The sequence below is a fragment of the Rhabdobacter roseus genome (genome assembly GCF_014202275.1).
GTDB classification, from domain to species: Bacteria; Bacteroidota; Bacteroidia; order Cytophagales; family Spirosomataceae; genus Rhabdobacter; species Rhabdobacter roseus.
Map to the genome: position 1 here is coordinate 25,541 of NZ_JACHGF010000019.1, position 15,960 is coordinate 41,500.

Consider the following 15,960-nt stretch of genomic DNA (forward strand, 5'->3'; position numbering starts at 1 on the left):
TACGGTTGGGGCCGGGGGATGAGATGAGGCAAAAAAAGGGCTAAACCAGCGTTGGTTTAGCCCCAAGGAAAACTACTTCTCCACGAAGTACCTTATTCGTTTACCACAAAATCCCCTTTCTCGACGGTCCAGTCGTTGCCCAGGAAGCCTGCCATTTTTACGCCTTTGATACCTCCTTGGAGCATATCCAGCGAGAAAATCATGACGTCGGCGAAGCCGCTGCCGCCGCTGAAGTACTGGTTGGCGTTGGTGGCGTTCATGCCTTTGAGGCCGGTTCCGGCCACAACGGCCACCGAAGCCGTAGGGCTATCCGCGCGCGGCCACACAAAGTAGGTACCCAGGTCGTCGCCGCTGAGGCGGGTACTTCCGGCCGTAATCTGTCCTTTTTGGACCTGAATGGGGCAGTTGGCCAAAAGGCTGTTCCAGGCGGAATTAGTACTGGCATTGCCGTAAATAATGACCCCGCGGTTGGGGTACTTGGCGGGCGTAAACTCTTTGTCGGCTACTACCTCCACGGCCCCGTTGGCGCGGTAGTACCAGGTTTCCTGGTCAAAGCGAGCCTTGTTATAGGCCCATTCGTTTTCTTCTTTGGTACCCGAAGTACCGTACACGAATACCATTCGGTTATTAAAAGGCTCTTTCAGCGTACCGTAGCGATGGCCGCCCTTTTGGGTGGCTTCCGCGGCCGTGGCCAGCTGCCAGGAGGTACCTTTGCGCAAGTAAATGGTTTCGTTGGCGGTTTTTATTTTGTGCGAAATCGGCGTCAGGCTATCCAGAGTGATTTGCACCGTTTCGCCGGCCGCAAAGCCCGCCAGGTCCAGCGAGAGCAGGTCTACGTTTTGGGTAGTACCCCGGATGGTCCGCTGGGCCGCGCTGCGGTCCAGCTGTACGCGGCTGTACTTGAGCGGGGTCGTTTGCTGGTGAATCCCTACCCAGCGCATCTTGGACGAAATCCCCGGATTGGCCGTCGTAAAATCCAGCGTGGAGTCAACGGCCGCGGTAGGAATGCGGTGCCAGCTAAAAAACTCGAACAGCGGGCCCCAGTCTACGCTCTCGTCGCTGTACCAGTGCGAGCCACCGGGGTACTCGTAGTAGCTAAAGTCGGTATGAAAAGTACCCAACAGCTGCCGCATCTGGCGGGCGTAGGTGACGGGTACCACGCGGTCGGCATCGCCATGGTTGATGTAAATGCCGTGGGCTTTGTAGTTGGTAGCCAGTGCCAGCACGTTGCTGGGGTTGCTGGCCCGGAGCAGCACCGCCTCCATGTCGGAGCGGGCGCTGTCGGGGATCTGCCCGTCGTGTGAGCCGTAAGAGGCCAGGGTAGGGTACCCCGCGCAGGGCGCAATGGCCGCCCACTGGTCGGGGTAGGTAGCGCCCAGGTACCAGGTACCGTGGCCACCCATGGAGTGGCCCGTGAGGTAGATGCGGGCCGGGTCGGGCTTAAACTGTTTTTTGGCAATATCAAGTACCTCCAGGGCGTCGAGACGGCCCCAGTCTTCCCAGTTGAAGCCGCGCGGGCGGCGGTTGGTGGGAGCCACCAGCACGCCCCAGTCTTTGGGCTTGTAGGCCCGCGCCTGGTTGATGGCCTGCACCTCCGCGCCGTGTACCGACAGGAACAGCGCCGGAGCCTTGCCGTCGGGTTTTTGCTGGGGTGCTACGCTGTAGTACTGCACGCTGCCGTCGATGTCGCTCACGAAGGTGCGGCTATACTGCTTGCCTTCGGCGATGGTCTCCAGCTCCAGGGGTACCTGGTCTATTTCCTTGCCGTTGTGCAGGAGCCGGACCGTGGCCTGGTGGGTACCTACCGAAAGTACCTGGCTGGCGTTAATCTTAAAGCCTACCTTGCGGCTGGTCAGGGGGGGCAGGCTCGGCAGCGTCGTCCGCACTTCCCGGCCCGCCAGGGTACTTACGATCTGTAGGGCGCTGAGGGGTTTGTTCGTCGTATTCATGACCACCATACCTACCCACAGCGAGTCGTTGGGCAGGGAGGCCACGATGTGCGGCAGCGTGACATCCTCGGTACCCAGAAAAACGGGCTTTGCCGGAAACGTAAGCTTGGCCGTAATGCCCCCATAGCGACCGTAGCGCGCCACCCGCACGTAAATCTCGTTGAGGCCTTTTTTGAGGCTTACGGGCAGGTGCATCCAGCCGTAGCGGTACATGTCGCCGCCGCGCGGAGCGCCGTTGACGTAGGCCATGTCGTGGCCGGTCAGCGTCAGCAGTACTTCCTGGGCTTTGGGCGAATGATAGGTTAGGTACAGGTACCCGTTGGAGAAGGCATTGCTCCGGAAGCGATGCGCCGTGTCGGCCTGGACGGCCTGCCAGCTCACGGCCTGGCCCGCTTCGTCGGTGAGAAGTACCTGGCCCGCGGCGGGCTTGGCCAAGGTACCTGCGTAAAGCTGATAGGCCAATTGATCCGTATAAAGGGCTTCGCGCCCGTAGGCGTGGCAGGGGCCCACGCCCAATCCTTCGCTGAAGTAGTACTCTTTCTGGGCGTGCAGCGATTGCACAAACGTGAAAAGGACTACCAAGCTACTGAGGAGAAATTTTTTCATGGATTACCAAATAAAGTTCTGATGAGTAGGAATTAGCGGGTTGATTTAACCAGGTATCAATCAAAAATAATCATTTTTCTTATTGAAGGGGTAGATTATTTTAAAATATTTTAAAAAGTACACGCCAATCCTTTTTCCAATCCAGCTAAAATCAAAGACGTAATTTGCTGCCAAAGCCCGAGAAACGCTGTCGTAATGAACCCCTTATATTGTCGCTTTTACACCATCAGCCGCTTCACAATTGTCCGTAAATTTGGGGTATATATGTATCACAAAGTACCTGCGCCAGGCTGCTTCACAAACCACAGGAGCGCTGGACAGGTACCTTACGAAGAGCAGCTATGGTGGAAGTATTTAAAACCAACGTTCGGCAGCGGCGGCAGGCCGCCCGAATCCTGACGGTATTGACCCGGCAGTTTCCCGGCTACCAGCTTCACTTTGATCTGGAAGACTGCGACCGGATCTTGCGGGTCGAGGGCCAGGAAGTACCTCCGGAGCCCATCATGGAGCTGGTGCGGCAAAAGGGGTACTTGTGCCAGGTACTTGAGTAACACATTTCTATGTGATTCATCCAAACAAAAAAATACGATGGCTACCGTACAACCTTACCTGAATTTTCCCGGTACTACCGAGGAGGCGTTTACTTTTTACCAATCCGTGTTTGGGGGCGAGTTTCAGGCCATGCAGCGCTTCAAAGATACGCCCGAGGGCGACAAGCTTTCGGAAGAAGAGCAGGAGATGATCATGCACGTGGCACTGCCCATTGGTCCGCACACCCTGCTCATGGCTACCGACGCGCTGCCTTCGATGGGCTTCACGCTGACGCCGGGCAACAACTTCTCCCTAACCCTGATCACCGAGAGCAAGGAGGAGGCCGAGCGCCTTTTCAGCGCGCTTTCGGCGGGCGGACAAGTGACCATGCCGCTGGCCGACGCCTTTTGGGGCGACTACTTCGGGATGTTGACCGACCCGTACGGCATTCAGTGGATGATTTCTTATGATTACAACCAAAAAGCCTGATGCTCGGGTTTGATTTTGTTGGAATCTGGGCAGGTACCTAGCCGGACCGCCGCGTGGTCGAACGCTCAGAATCCAACGAGGCAGCACCCACCGGCGGGCGGTACTTTTGGAAGGGGATCTTCAGCAAACTACCCATGTGGCTGTGCTCTTCGGGTAGTTGGTGGGTGTCGATGCCGTAGGTAAGCTGGTCGGCGTCGAGGCGGCGGAAGGTACCGAAGAGCCGGTCCCAAATCGAAAAGATATTCCCGTAGTTGCTATCCGTATAGGGCTGTACGTAGTGGTGGTGCACATGGTGCATGTTGGGCGTTACAAGGACCCAGCTCAGTACGCGGTCGAGGCGCTCGGGCAGGGTGATGTTGGCGTGGTTGAACTGCGACAACGCCACCGACAGCGCCTGGTACAGAAACACCAGCCACATGGGCGCGCCCGCCAGTACCACGGCCAGCGTCGTGAACGCAAAGCGAAACACGCTCTCGCCCGGATGGTGGCGGTTGGCGGTGGTGGTATCTACGTGGGTGTCGGTATGGTGGATGAGGTGGAAGCGCCACATCCATTTTACTTTGTGCTCGGTCCAATGAATGCACCAGGCCCCGACGAGGTCGAGCAGGAGCAGGCCTACCAGCGTAAAGGCCCACAAGGGTAGTTGGGGGAGCCACTGAAGTACCCCCACGCCGCGCGCCACGGCCCAGTCGCTGGCTTTGACCAACACAAAAGCCAGGGCGAAGTTGACCACGATGGTCGTGAGCGTAAAGAAAATATTGAGCCCGGCGTGCCGCCATTTGTTGTAAGAAAACCGAAAGAGCGGAAATGCGCCCTCCAGCAGCCAAAACAGCGCTATGCCGCCCACCAGAATAGCCGAGCGGTGCGTGGAGGGAATGGTTTCAAAGTAGGTGATGAGCTTTTCCATGCGCGAACAGTTGCTGCGGTTATTGGTATTATAACAGGATATTTCCGATATAAATTTAGTATTAAGCAAGATATTTTTTCAAATGCTTCCAATCCTAAGCCCGAAAGTTCATCTTTGTGCTAACTTATGTATATAAGTAAACTTTATACAAAGATTGTTTAGCCGCTCATGCCGCTTCTCTCCTTAACCAACGTACAGAAAAGCTACGGCTCGCACCAGGTACTTGCCATCACTGACTGGCAAATCGAGGAAGGGATCTACTGGATTCAGGGAGAAAATGGCGCGGGGAAATCGACGCTCTTCCGGACCCTGGCGGGCATGTTGGCCCACGAAGGAGAAATAGTACTCGACGAGCGCTACTCGCTCCGGCGGCAGCCCGTGGAGTACCGCCTGCGGCTCAACCTGGGCGAAGCCGAGCCGCTTTACCCAGCCTTCCTGACGCCCGCCGACCTACTAGCCTTTGTGGGCGAGGCTCAGCAAAGCCCCGCCGGGCAGATGAAGTACCTCACCGAGGTGCTCGGGATCAACTACCTCGACCAGCCGCTGGGCGGGTGCTCGAGCGGGATGGTGAAGAAGCTGTCGCTGGCGCTGGCTTTTTTGGGGCGTCCGCGGCTGATTATCCTCGACGAGCCCCTGATCACCATCGACCAGGAAGCGCGGGCGGCGCTTTTTGCGTTGATCAAGGCTTACCGCGCCGAGGGCGTATCGTTTCTGCTATCGTCGCACCAGCCTTTTGCGCCCAGCGACTTGCCGATAACGGCCGGGTACGCGCTCCGAAATCGTACGCTTGTTCCCTGGCAGCCATGAGGAAAGGTACTTTGACTAACCTTAAGAAAAAACGATGAACGTCTTGCTGCTGGCTACGGTACGGGAGTTCTTCCGGCAGCGGGCCGGTTTTTTCCTGGTGATGCTCTTCCTGCTCTTCGGGTTTATGAGCTCCCGCGAGCACTACGCCTTTGCCCTTTTCTTTCTCACCGACCCGCACGGCATGAAGTACCTGGCGCTCATCTGGCTGGCCTACGGGGTACTTTGCGGGCACTTTGTGCGCCAGCATTGGGCGCAGCCGTCGTACACCTTTATCTACCGCGCCCGCCTGCTGCCGCCGGGCCGGAGGGTACTTCGGCTCAGCGTGGTGGCGCTGGGGCTACTACAGCCCATCCTGTTTTATGGTTTTTACGTGTTTATGATTGCCCGGCAGGACCAGCTACTCGCTGAGGCCTGGCCCATTCCGGGCCTTTGGTTGGGGGTAGGTACTTTGCTGGTATGCGTGATGGAGCAGCGCCTGCGGCACCCGGAGGTACTGCATCCAAGTACCTCCCGGCCCCGGATTTTTGCCTCTGCAAGTACCTTTCGCCGCCCCGCCCGCTGGACCTACTGGACGCTCGAATGGCTGCTGCGGGAGCGGGGGCTTACGTTGCTGCTGGGCAAGGCCGGTACCTTTTTGTTTGTGACCGGTACGTTGGTCTATTACAGCACAGGTACCTACGACCTGCGCCTGCCCGCCGTGGGCTTCACGCTGGCGTACCTGCTCAACGCGGGCCTCTCCTACGAGCTGTACCAATGGGAAAGCCAGGCATGGCTGTGGGGGCGTTCGCTACCTACTTCGCTGGGGAAGCGCTTCGGCCGGATGGTACTCCTGCACGCGCTGTTGCTATTGCCCGAAACGGCACTGCTCATGCGCTATACCTGGGGTACTTTGGGCGGGCTGGACTGGCTACAGCTATACGGCCTAGGCCTAAGTGCCTTGCTAGGGTACCACGTTTTTTTGTATCGCTCCCAGCAGCTGCTGGAGGATACCGTGCGGGTACTTATGGGAGGCTTTGTGGTCCTTACCCTGCTGGTGTTGTACCACACGCCCCTGTGGGCACTTGCGGCCGCGCTGCTGGCTCTGGCGTATGCCGGTTGGCGGCGGTGGTACTGGTAGGGTACTTTATAGAACGCAAAGTACCTTTGGAATGAATACGAAAAAGCCTCGGGCTTTGTTCTAACCGAAGAAGGTCCGAGGCTTTATCTGCTTACGAAGCACCGTGGCTCAGTAGCCCGGATTTTGCTGAAGCTGAGGGTTGAGCTGCCGGGCCGCGCATTTTTACTTGGGAAAGCTGAGTGTACGCACCTGATGTTGGCTACGTGCTGCGGAAAAAGGGAACAAGAAAACACCCGAAGTCCAATCGCCTACGATCGTGCTTCGGGTGTATATAGGTCAAAAAAGTTGGTTAGTGAGAGGTAGGCTACACCAGGGCACCCGCTTGTACTTGAGCCAGCGTGTCCAGCAGGGCGGGAAAGTCCCACTTCATTTCAAAATCCTGATCGACCTGCACGTTCTGGATGAGGCCGTCCTGATCGACCAGAAAAAGGCCGGGGTAGTACACATCTTCCGAAATCCCCGCCACGCGGTCCCACACGGGCCGGTCTTCGAGGTATACCCCCAGCTGGGTCGCGATGCGGTAGCCTTCGTCATAGCTGATGTCAAACGCCAGCGGCTGGTGTTCCACCAGCTTTTTCAGTCGCTTCACGGGCTCCTGCGTAAGGACCAGTAGCCGTGCCCCGCGGCTGATCAGCTGCTCATTCAACGTGATCAACGCCTCCATGATTTTTGGCGCATAGGCTCCCCAGCATTCGCAGTGAAAAGCCACTACGAGCGGCTGCTCCCGAACGAGATCATGGCTGGTGATGAGGGTCGTTTGCGGTTGTACTCCGGCCCAAACTACCTGCTCGGTGTTTAGTTCAAAATAGGGGAGCTGCTCTCCAGCGGCCCGGCCCGGAAAAGATCCTTTTGTGCCAAGGCGGGGCTTTAGCTCGTAGGAATGTACATTCCCTTCTTCGTCAATGATTTCGTACAACATCGTATGGGGTATTTAAAAGGTCTTCTACAACGGAAAATTCGGGCTCTCTTTGAATCAAGTCCAGGATACAATCAAAATTACTAAGTGGCGACACCTCAATGGCCATCTTGCCGATCATCCGCTTGCCCTTCTTGACCAGCTTCAAACGCTGAATCTTGACACCCTTGATGGATTCCACCGTTGAAGTTAGGCGATACAGGCTTACGTGCGCGGGGTAGGATATATGCAGCTGATACGTGTTCGTCATGCCAACCAGGTAAATTTGATTTTACAAAGCTACAAATAAAAACTATTAAGTCTACAAACTTTATAGACTATTTGTTCCCACGAAATAACCTTTTAATGAGCTTTGAGGATAAATAGTTTACAAAGGCCTTATATAAAGCTTCTTAAGCAAACGAGCAGCCACGTTGGGCTGCTCGTTTGCTTAAGAGAATACGCGAATTAGGCTAGTACTCCCACAGGCCGTGCTCGAGCTCCATGAGCTCCTGCTCAAATTGCAACGACTTCATTAAGCCGGTTTTCTCTCCTTTGTACATATCGATAAACGATTTGTCTTCGGCGTTGGAAAACTTAGTAATGCGGCCGTGGTACAGGTGCAGGTCAAAGGCATCGGCCAGGTTTTTGTGCTGGGCGGTGTTCTGCGAGTTGTACCAGATGTACTTTTTGGAGTCGCTGCGGAACAGCCGCTCCACATCCTTATACTTAAAGGAAGCAATGGGTAGTTCCAGTCCGGTAGAACTCTGCTCGGCGGGCAGGTAAATGGTGATCGACTGAATGTCGTTGTATTGACGCGAACGTTTTTTGTCAAAGGTCCAGTCTTCCTTCACTTCCAGTAGGCTTAGCTGATTCGGAAAAAATTCCTCTTCGGTGCCAGCCAGTGCCTGCTGCTGAAAATCATCGGCCGGTTTTACTTCCTCCACGGGGGCGGGTTCTTCCTTAACCGCGGCAGCGCCCTTCTTGGTATTTTTCGCCGTGGTGGGTTTCTTCACGGGAGTTCCCCAGCCGTCGTCTTCCACAACTGCTGTTTTCTTGGTATCCTTCACGGGAGTCCCCCAGCCATCGTCGGCGGGTTTTGCCGCTGCTTTGGTGTCTTTTTTGGGAGTATCGCCCCAGCCGCCGTTGTCGGCAGGCTGGCCAAAGCCCGCCGCAATTTCCTCGGCCGAAAGTCCGCCTACCTCGTTAGGGACGAGGATCTTTTTACGAAACTCCTCGGGCGTTTGCTGCGTAGCGCAAGAGTCGTTCGTATAAGCAGGAATCAATCCCGCTTTGGCGGCATCGATCAGGTAGCGCGTAATCTCGTTATTCTTCGAGAACATGGGAAGATTTTGCTTTTCGTTCAAATCGACCCGACGCCAGAGCGTACGCTTCATCAACACATCATGCGGGTCGATGGGCCGAGCCGACAGCTGATTCTCGCTGGCGTCATCCCTTTCCTGCGCCTGGGCCGCCGTGGCTCCCAGCGCCAGGGAGAGAAGCGACCATGCCACTACTTTTCCGTTCATTCTCATAGCACTTCGGTTTTTACGATAACTTTCCTAATAACGATCAACAAGCGAAAATTAGTTTAAGGGAATCACAATTGGTTGAGTACCCATTTCTACGTCACTGATTGCTCCCTTGAAGTTGCGGCGTTGTACACCCATGACTTCTACCACATAACGATCGCCGGGTTCTGCTTGTGCGGCCAGCGACGCAATGGACCCGCCTCCGTTCGCTAAGGTTACTACACCCACACGACGAGTACTGCGGGCCAGTGATACTTGTATCTGGGTCACCCGGAACTGGGCGTCCTCCGGAGAAAAGTTTTTAAAACTCTCGTCGGGAATCGCTATAACCGTAATAGAACGGGTACCTGTAGCAGACTCTCCCTGGCGCGAGTTAAAAGCTTTGCCGTTTACCCTTACTTCCAAGCTTGGTTTAGGAACACGCTGTACGCGGAAGTTGTCGCTACCCAGCAAGTTGCCTTGATTGGAAACGTTCAGCGTGATCTGCGCCCGGCTGGGTACTACCGTTACCTCTCCTTTTTTGCTGCCAGGAATCGTTTCCGCGCCGTCAGCACTAAAGGTAGGAGCCCAGAGGGCACCCAATGAAGGGCTTTGAACACTCAAACGGTTGGCACAACCCAGGTACAAGGGTGGGTTGGAAGCGGTTTGATACTGATAAGTAGGCTTCGCTACAAAGTATTCTTGCTCCAACCGCACGGTCGTGTCACGCCCCGATGGGGTAGGGAAGGAGATAGTACCTTGAAGTACCTTCCGGGCCAGTCCTTCGGCGTTGTAGCCGCCACCTTGCGCCGTAAATTCAATGATTCCTTTGCCGTTTTCAACGCGAACCGGAGAGCCGTTCAGGCTCATGCGCGGCGTAATGCCCGATGCCGAAGCGGCAATGAACATTTCCCCTTTAAACTTAGTACCGGCCGCTACTACTTTAGACTCGGAGCTGATCATAGCTAAAATCCGGTCAAACTTGATATCGGCAGCACCTACTTTGCTGGCCAGGAAGTTCAGTACTTCCCCTTCCATGCGGCGCACGTCGGTTTGTTTCTGGCTTAGCACGGCCAGGGCCGCGGCTACGGGCGTTTGGGCAAAGTTTAGCTCGGCAAAGTCTTTATTCCGTTGGTCGGCCCGGTTCTTGGCCACGGGATCATCCTTGGCGTCCAGCGCCAGCGGCTGAAACTGCTGGTTGCTGTACTTGTTGAGCTGCTGGGTGTAATTATTCAGGGTTTGCTTCAAGGCATAGGCCTTGCCGTTGCGTTGCCCGCCAATCATCAGCTCGGCTACTTTTTGCTCTTCCTCGGGGTTTTTGATGGCCCCTTCTTCGTTGAGTCCGCTACCGGCATCGTTGATAATCTGCTGCTTGAGGGTATTGATCTCGTTGATGATATTGGTAGAGAGCGTACGTACTTCTTCGGCCTGTTTCACTACGGCCACGTCGGCGGCCCGGTTCCCGGACTTTTCTACGGCGGCCTTTATTTTAAGTACAGTTTCCTGGTTTATTTTATTTGCGGCGCCAGAAGACAATTCCAATGAATTATTCAGGAGGATGAATTTTTCGATAATGGCCGAGCTTACCTGTAAAGCAAGCATGGCGGTCAATACCAGGTACATCATCCCGATCATCTTCTGACGGGGCGTTTCTTTTCCACCTGCCATATGGTTCAGTGATCAGTTAATCGGTGATGGTTTTGTTTTAGTGTTTGTACTGGTACCCTTCTAGTTAAATTACCAGGTACCTTTTCCGGAATTCGATCAGGCATTGCCACGCATAGCGCTCAACATACTTCCGTATACGTTATTCAGGGAAGAGATGTTGGTAGTCAATTTAGCCATTTCGCTTTTGAACGTCTGCGATTCCCGGGTGGCGTCGGCCATGTTCTCCATGGCGGCCGTGAGGTTACCGTAGAAGGCGTTCATCGCTTTCAGGTGCTTGGTCGTATCCTGGAGCTCGAGCTCGTACACGGCGTTAAGGGCACCCATGTTTTTGGTGATTTGCTGAAACTGCTCGCGGTACGACTGGGCGTCCTTGGTGGCATCGGCCATCGAAGTCATGGCATTGATCGCCACTCCGTACGACTTATTCATGTCGTTGATGGCACTGGAGGCCGTCTTCACGTTGCGGGCGTAATCATTGGTAGCAACCGTAGCGTCAGTAAGGTCGGTGATCTTACCCACGGTTTGGGTCAGGTTCCGGAAGCCTTCACCCAGGTTTTTGAATATATCGGGCGAAATCTGCGCCTCGGCCATCATTTTATCCATGCCCGCCGTCAGACCGTTGGGCACTGCCACCGTGGCACCGGCGGTAGCCTGGGGGCCGTTGTAGTCGTCGGCTAGCTCAGGATATACCCGGGTCCAGTCCGGATCCCGATCGATGGGGCGGGTAAACGTTTGGATGGCGTATAAAAGGAAAATGGCAACTTCGGTTCCCAGACCGATGGTCAGCATTTCGCCGCCACCGTCCCAGTGTTGAATTTTAAAAAGTGCGCCCATGATTACGACGGCGGCACCGGCACTGTACAAGGTTGGTACTAGTCTATCCCAAAAAAAACTAGGTCCGTTATTCTTAGCCATACTTGATTGGATTGATTGGTTTAGTTAATTGAAATGGTTTGGAGTAAGAGGGTAAAAAAGAAGCAGCGACCGCTGCTTCTGTAAAGTTGTGTACCGCTTAGCGGCGCCGGGTTCCGCCCCGGCGGCCATCGACGTTGTCCATCACACAGCGGAAGCCAATGTAGGCACGGCGCTCGGTCTCGAACTCGTAGGAACGGGTACCCGTTTGCAGGAAGTACGCAACGTCTTTCCAAGAGCCTCCCTTGATCACCTTGCGGGGTTCCGCAGGATCATCGTTCTTAGGGTTCATATCCCATAATATTGTGTTAGCGTTGTCGGCGTAGGCGTCCAGCGTCCACTCGGCTACGTTGCCCGCCATGTTGTAGAGGCCGTATTCGTTGGGGTTGTAGGCGTTGGCAGGAGCCGTATAAGGGTAGCCGTCGGCGTCGTAGTTACCACGTTGGGGTTTGAAGTTGGCCAGGAAGCAGCCCTTGCCGTTCATGGTGTAAGGGTTACCCCAGGGGTACTTGGCCCCGGCTTTACCTCCTTTGGCGGCCCATTCCCACTCAGCCTCGGTAGGTAGGCGGAAGCTAGGTGCGTAGAACATGCCTTCTTTGCTACGGTAGTCGTTGTAGACATTGGAGCGCCATTGGCAGAAATACTGCGCGGCGATCCAGTTAACCCCTACTACGGGGTAGGTATCAAAAGCCGGGTGCATGTAGTAATACTCTACCATCGGGTCACCGTTGGAGTAGGCAAAATCCTTTTTCCAGGCGGTAGTATCGGGGTAGTACTTCGTCATGATTTCCTCCTCACCCAGCACCGAAATGGAGTCTACCAACAGAGCATTGACAAACTGACGGTATTCGTTGTTGGTGATCTCGGTGTCGTCCATGTAGAAGGAACTGATCGTGACCCGTTTATTCATGTTGACCATGGTGGCGGCAATGTCCTCATCGGCTTGCCCCATAATAAAGGAACCCGAGGGGATCATAACCATACCGGCGGGGGTCGTTTGACGGTACCCTTTACGGGCTGTTGCGGTAATTTCACCGTTGGAGATGCCGTTATCCCCTCCCTTTCCTCCACCAAAACGCTCCTTGATAAACCCGCAGCTTTGCATAAATACAAGCGAGGCTACCAGCAGCAAACTCTTGACTCCGTACCGATAGAATACATTAACATTCATGGTGATTATGCTCTGTTGTTTGTTAAATGTCAGCTTATAAACGACAACCTTTATTTATCTAGTATACTCTATTTATAACCGATTTTTGTAAAAAGGAACGCCCTCCGATTTTCCTGGTACGTTTTCTTACTCTACTCGTCCTAACGAATTTCGTATCTATTTCGTATAGACTTCGTTTGTATTTCGGCAACAAGCTTCAAATATAGAGGAAGCATTGCAAAGTGTCTAACAACAATGAAGCCAAAAAATAAAAAAATGCCTATATGACAGTTAAATCCATCAAAAACGGAACCGTGGCGTCCGCACAATGGTCTTTTTGCCCAATTTAGGCGCTGGCAATACGTACGTTAGCAAAATTTCGTACGAGCTGGGTGACTTTACCGAGGTACCTCCCACGATGATGTCATAGGCCCCTGCCAGGCGGAGCGATTGGTCGGCCATGAGGTGGATACCGGCCATCACTATAGCTGCTTCCTGATGGCGGTAGGTGGCTCCCATCCAGTACCGTTGGTTGTAGGTAGCGGTAGCTCCGCCCTCTACCGAAAACTCCTTCAGGTCGGTCTTCACCAGCGCGATGGGCCGTACTTCCAGCAGGTACCCGATCTCGATCAGCAGGCCCGCGTTGAGATAATAGGTCGTGAGCTGCGGGTTGGTAGCGGATTCTGTACCAAGCTGGTACTTAGGGCGCAGCAGGTGATTGGCCGATAGCCCTACGTAGTAGCTGTCTCTCTCGTAGCGTAGCCCTACCGATACGTCGGGGTTCATCTGGGCGGCTACTCCCGTGGGTATTATATCGTCGCCGGGCTCGTAAGGGCGAAGCTGGTTGTAATCCAAGGCTTTGCGAAGTAGGCCCGCGCGGGCTCCTACGGATAGGTTTCCTTCGTTCAAGGGGATGCGGTAGGCGGCTGAAAGCTGAATATCCTGGCTGCTCAGCGCCCCGATGCGGTCGTTCAGCGCGTAGAAACCAATGCCAAAATTTTTGAGGGGTACGCTGGCCGTCAGGAGCTGGCTGGAAGGCGCGCCCCCCGGATCGAAGGTACTTTGGTACCCGGCATACTGCGCTCGATGCGTGATTTGTAGCTGACTCACACCGTCAGCTCCGGCGGCGGCAGGATTATAATACAGCTGATTCAGAGAAAATAGGCTAAACTGAGGAGCTTGTTGACCCAATGTCCAGTGCGAGAAAGTCAGTAGAGCCGCAACTGTATAAAAGGTCTTGAAACGTTGGATCATAAAAGTATAGGTCATCCGATTGCTCTGTAATGTACTAACTCAAGGGGAAAAAAGTTTAGAGAATAACGTATAATCCGAAAAAAAATTGAAAATCATGAAAAAGGCCGGAGATTTTTCCCGGCCTTTTTCATGATAACTCCCCAAGGGGTTAAAGGTTGTTCGCTTTTCGAATGTACAGCTCCAGCGCTCCGGTCATGGAGGGGGCATTGGGAAGGGGCGCCTGGATGTCCAGAAAGAGCCCCGCTTCCTCAACGGCCCGGGCCGTGGTGGGGCCAAAGGCCGCGATTCGGGTTTTGCTCTGCTGGAAATCCGGGAAGTTCTCAAAGAGAGATTTGATTCCCGATGGACTGAAAAAAGCGATAATATCGTAGTATACATCCTCAAGAGCCGACAGGTCCGACGAGACCGTCTGGTACATGGTGGCTTCCGTAAAGTGCAGGTCCTCGGTGTCCGCAAACTCGGGGATGTCGTTCTTACGGACGTCGGAGCAGGGGTAAAGAAACTTCTCTTTTTTGTGCTTACGGATGAGATCGATGAGCTCGGCGGCAGTTTTGGTGCCAGAGAATATTTTCCGTTTCCGGATCACGATGTATTTTTGAAGGTAGTTGGCCGTTTGCTCCGAGATGCAAAAGTACTTCATGTCGGCGGGTACTTCGATGCGGCCTTCGGTGCAGATGCGGAAAAAATGATCGATGGCATTGCGGCTGGTAAAAATAATAGCCGTGTGATCGAGAATGTTAACTTTTTGCTTGCGGAAGTCCTTGAATGATACTCCTTCAACTTGGATGAACGGACAAAAATCTACTTTGATGTTGTACTTTCTGGCCAGTTCATAATAGGGTGAATTTTCATCGGCAGGTCTAGACTGGCTTACCAGAATACTTGACACTTTGTTGAGCCGATCCTGATCAAATTTGATGGTCTCACTCATGTATGGTTCATCTTAGATTTTTGCTCGAAAACACGCTTCTTCTTCACAGGGCAAACTTAACACCGATGATAAGGGGGATGATTTCGATGACGCAAAGATACGAAAATAAATGCAGATTCATAAGCGATGCCCGGGAGTTCGTTACAAAGTACAGCGAAAAGAACCTGAGTAAATAAAATGCAACGAAGGGCAGGAGCAAAAATGGACGCATGGACTCAAACCAACCAGGCTCGTGCAGGGATAAGGTGAAAACCAGTAGTCCCAGCAGGCTGTAAAAAAAGTAGGAGGATTGGAGGGCTTTGAGGAAATGCAGATCCACGATGGGGTCAAGATTTAGCATTCCACCCACCAGGCTCATGTAAACGTATTTTAAATAAAATAGCAAAAAAGTAGCCCCGAAGAGCTTCAGGAAGTCGAGCAGGATTTCGGAAAGCTGATCCCGCTCGGACAGTAAGGTACCCGCAGAAAACAGGTTGACATCGTAATTGGCCAGTGCCAACAGCAGGTAGCTCACGATGAGGCTCAGCTGAATCACAAAAAGCAAAACGGGGCGACTGTAAGGCTTGTTGAATTTGTGTATTTCACTTCGGTCGTCCCGGTTGAAGTAGTCCGCGGGGTTGATGAGCCGCCGGTAGGTATTCGGTGAAATGGTGTAGGTAAGGGCATTGAGGGCCAGAAAAAAGAGAAAGACCAGCACGGAAAAATCGCCAAAGGGGGTAGGGAACTTGGGGCGAATGTTAATGAGCGGACTCGTTGATACCGGCAGAGCGGCCACGTTTTCTTTTTTCAAATGCCCTACCAGAACATTTTTATCGTCGACCCCCGGGCTTCCGTAGAGCGTCAGGAGGAGCTCTTCTTTCCGGTAGTTTCGGTACAGACTGTCCAGGCTTAATTCCAGCCAGGTACCGGGCGCAATGCGCTTCTGGAGGGCTCCTTCGATAAAAAGGTAGCTCTCGGCCCGGCTTTGTATCAGCAAGGTATACGGGCGGTTTTTGAGCAGGTCTACCAGCAAGCTGGCCGACGTTTCTGCTTCGTGAATACCCTTGGAAAAAGGTACGTAGTTCTGATAGCGGCTGCTGTACGTCAGCCAGTCGTTTCGCAGGTCATACACCAGGTAGTACTTCTGCCCGGGCCCTACTTCATTGTCGGCCCGCACCGAACGGGAGCTCAGTGCTCCGGCCAGAACCAGCGCAAAAAATAGCAACGGGCGAAGTACGTTCATGGTCAGAAAGA

At 53.9% G+C, this 15,960-nt stretch carries 14 protein-coding genes; 4 read left to right on the plus strand and 10 right to left on the minus strand.

Annotation, left to right across the window (positions count from 1 at the left end; genetic code table 11):
* Positions 1 to 92 precede the first annotated feature (92 nt).
* A complete protein-coding gene (locus HNQ92_RS27655) occupies positions 93 to 2,555 on the minus strand; it encodes an alpha/beta hydrolase-fold protein (protein ID WP_184179777.1) in 2,463 nt (820 codons plus the stop codon).
* A 341-nt stretch (positions 2,556 to 2,896) separates the two neighbouring features.
* Here HNQ92_RS27655 and HNQ92_RS27660 point away from each other — a divergent pair, with 341 nt between their 5' ends.
* Together HNQ92_RS27660 and HNQ92_RS27665 are read left to right on the plus strand one after the other, a co-directional pair.
* Positions 2,897 to 3,106: a hypothetical protein gene (locus tag HNQ92_RS27660; protein ID WP_184179780.1), complete on the plus strand. Its 210-nt coding sequence runs from the start codon at positions 2,897 to 2,899 to the stop codon at positions 3,104 to 3,106.
* 37 nt (positions 3,107 to 3,143) lie between these two features.
* Complete coding sequence (locus HNQ92_RS27665; protein ID WP_184179783.1) at positions 3,144 to 3,575, plus strand: VOC family protein; 432 nt, start codon at positions 3,144 to 3,146, stop codon at positions 3,573 to 3,575.
* Positions 3,576 to 3,612: 37 nt separating this feature from the next.
* On the opposite strand, the gene HNQ92_RS27670 is transcribed toward HNQ92_RS27665, so the two are convergent.
* On the minus strand, positions 3,613 to 4,482 hold the full coding sequence (locus HNQ92_RS27670) for a sterol desaturase family protein (protein WP_184179786.1): 870 nt from the start codon (positions 4,480 to 4,482) through the stop codon (positions 3,613 to 3,615).
* 168 nt (positions 4,483 to 4,650) lie between these two features.
* Here HNQ92_RS27670 and HNQ92_RS27675 point away from each other — a divergent pair, with 168 nt between their 5' ends.
* Positions 4,651 to 5,289: an ABC transporter ATP-binding protein gene (locus HNQ92_RS27675; protein ID WP_184179789.1), complete on the plus strand. Its 639-nt coding sequence runs from the start codon at positions 4,651 to 4,653 to the stop codon at positions 5,287 to 5,289.
* A gap of 34 nt (positions 5,290 to 5,323) precedes the next feature.
* Positions 5,324 to 6,406 carry a hypothetical protein gene (locus tag HNQ92_RS27680; protein WP_184179792.1) on the plus strand — a complete coding sequence of 361 codons (1,083 nt, stop codon included), beginning with the start codon at positions 5,324 to 5,326 and terminating at the stop codon, positions 6,404 to 6,406.
* Between the two features lie 304 nt (positions 6,407 to 6,710).
* Here the strand turns inward: HNQ92_RS27680 and HNQ92_RS27685 are convergent, their stop codons facing one another.
* From HNQ92_RS27685 to HNQ92_RS27720, 8 genes are all read right to left on the minus strand, one after another.
* Positions 6,711 to 7,325 carry a redoxin domain-containing protein gene (locus HNQ92_RS27685; RefSeq protein WP_184179795.1) on the minus strand — a complete coding sequence of 205 codons (615 nt, stop codon included), beginning with the start codon at positions 7,323 to 7,325 and terminating at the stop codon, positions 6,711 to 6,713.
* Between the two features lie 449 nt (positions 7,326 to 7,774).
* On the minus strand, positions 7,775 to 8,830 hold the full coding sequence (porN, locus tag HNQ92_RS27690) for a type IX secretion system ring subunit PorN/GldN (protein ID WP_184179882.1): 1,056 nt from the start codon (positions 8,828 to 8,830) through the stop codon (positions 7,775 to 7,777).
* Positions 8,831 to 8,887: 57 nt separating this feature from the next.
* A complete protein-coding gene (gene porM, locus HNQ92_RS27695; protein ID WP_184179798.1) occupies positions 8,888 to 10,480 on the minus strand; it encodes a type IX secretion system motor protein PorM/GldM in 1,593 nt (530 codons plus the stop codon).
* Between the two features lie 96 nt (positions 10,481 to 10,576).
* Positions 10,577 to 11,395: a type IX secretion system motor protein PorL/GldL gene (porL, locus tag HNQ92_RS27700; protein WP_184179802.1), complete on the minus strand. Its 819-nt coding sequence runs from the start codon at positions 11,393 to 11,395 to the stop codon at positions 10,577 to 10,579.
* 97 nt (positions 11,396 to 11,492) lie between these two features.
* Positions 11,493 to 12,563: a T9SS ring complex lipoprotein PorK/GldK gene (gene porK / locus HNQ92_RS27705; protein WP_184179820.1), complete on the minus strand. Its 1,071-nt coding sequence runs from the start codon at positions 12,561 to 12,563 to the stop codon at positions 11,493 to 11,495.
* A gap of 279 nt (positions 12,564 to 12,842) precedes the next feature.
* A complete protein-coding gene (locus tag HNQ92_RS27710) occupies positions 12,843 to 13,796 on the minus strand; it encodes a PorP/SprF family type IX secretion system membrane protein (protein ID WP_184179823.1) in 954 nt (317 codons plus the stop codon).
* Between the two features lie 148 nt (positions 13,797 to 13,944).
* Positions 13,945 to 14,727, minus strand: coding sequence for a uroporphyrinogen-III synthase (locus HNQ92_RS27715; RefSeq protein ID WP_184179826.1), 783 nt, complete (start codon positions 14,725 to 14,727; stop codon positions 13,945 to 13,947).
* A 43-nt stretch (positions 14,728 to 14,770) separates the two neighbouring features.
* Positions 14,771 to 15,949, minus strand: coding sequence for a DUF4271 domain-containing protein (locus HNQ92_RS27720; protein WP_184179829.1), 1,179 nt, complete (start codon positions 15,947 to 15,949; stop codon positions 14,771 to 14,773).
* Between the last annotated feature and the right edge of the window lie 11 nt (positions 15,950 to 15,960).

What these genes read in the sequence shown, in the direction of transcription:
- HNQ92_RS27655 (WP_184179777.1), bottom strand. Translation starts at nt 2,555, where the DNA reads ATGAAAAAATTTCTCCTCAGTAGCTTGGTAGTCCTTTTCACGTTTGTG.
- HNQ92_RS27660 (WP_184179780.1), top strand. Translation starts at nt 2,897, where the DNA reads ATGGTGGAAGTATTTAAAACCAACGTTCGGCAGCGGCGGCAGGCCGCC.
- HNQ92_RS27665 (WP_184179783.1), top strand. Translation starts at nt 3,144, where the DNA reads ATGGCTACCGTACAACCTTACCTGAATTTTCCCGGTACTACCGAGGAG.
- HNQ92_RS27670 (WP_184179786.1), bottom strand. Translation starts at nt 4,482, where the DNA reads ATGGAAAAGCTCATCACCTACTTTGAAACCATTCCCTCCACGCACCGC.
- HNQ92_RS27675 (WP_184179789.1), top strand. Translation starts at nt 4,651, where the DNA reads ATGCCGCTTCTCTCCTTAACCAACGTACAGAAAAGCTACGGCTCGCAC.
- HNQ92_RS27680 (WP_184179792.1), top strand. Translation starts at nt 5,324, where the DNA reads ATGAACGTCTTGCTGCTGGCTACGGTACGGGAGTTCTTCCGGCAGCGG.
- HNQ92_RS27685 (WP_184179795.1), bottom strand. Translation starts at nt 7,325, where the DNA reads ATGTTGTACGAAATCATTGACGAAGAAGGGAATGTACATTCCTACGAG.
- porN (WP_184179882.1), bottom strand. Translation starts at nt 8,830, where the DNA reads ATGAACGGAAAAGTAGTGGCATGGTCGCTTCTCTCCCTGGCGCTGGGA.
- porM (WP_184179798.1), bottom strand. Translation starts at nt 10,480, where the DNA reads ATGGCAGGTGGAAAAGAAACGCCCCGTCAGAAGATGATCGGGATGATG.
- porL (WP_184179802.1), bottom strand. Translation starts at nt 11,395, where the DNA reads ATGGCTAAGAATAACGGACCTAGTTTTTTTTGGGATAGACTAGTACCA.
- porK (WP_184179820.1), bottom strand. Translation starts at nt 12,563, where the DNA reads ATGAATGTTAATGTATTCTATCGGTACGGAGTCAAGAGTTTGCTGCTG.
- HNQ92_RS27710 (WP_184179823.1), bottom strand. Translation starts at nt 13,796, where the DNA reads ATGATCCAACGTTTCAAGACCTTTTATACAGTTGCGGCTCTACTGACT.
- HNQ92_RS27715 (WP_184179826.1), bottom strand. Translation starts at nt 14,727, where the DNA reads ATGAGTGAGACCATCAAATTTGATCAGGATCGGCTCAACAAAGTGTCA.
- HNQ92_RS27720 (WP_184179829.1), bottom strand. Translation starts at nt 15,949, where the DNA reads ATGAACGTACTTCGCCCGTTGCTATTTTTTGCGCTGGTTCTGGCCGGA.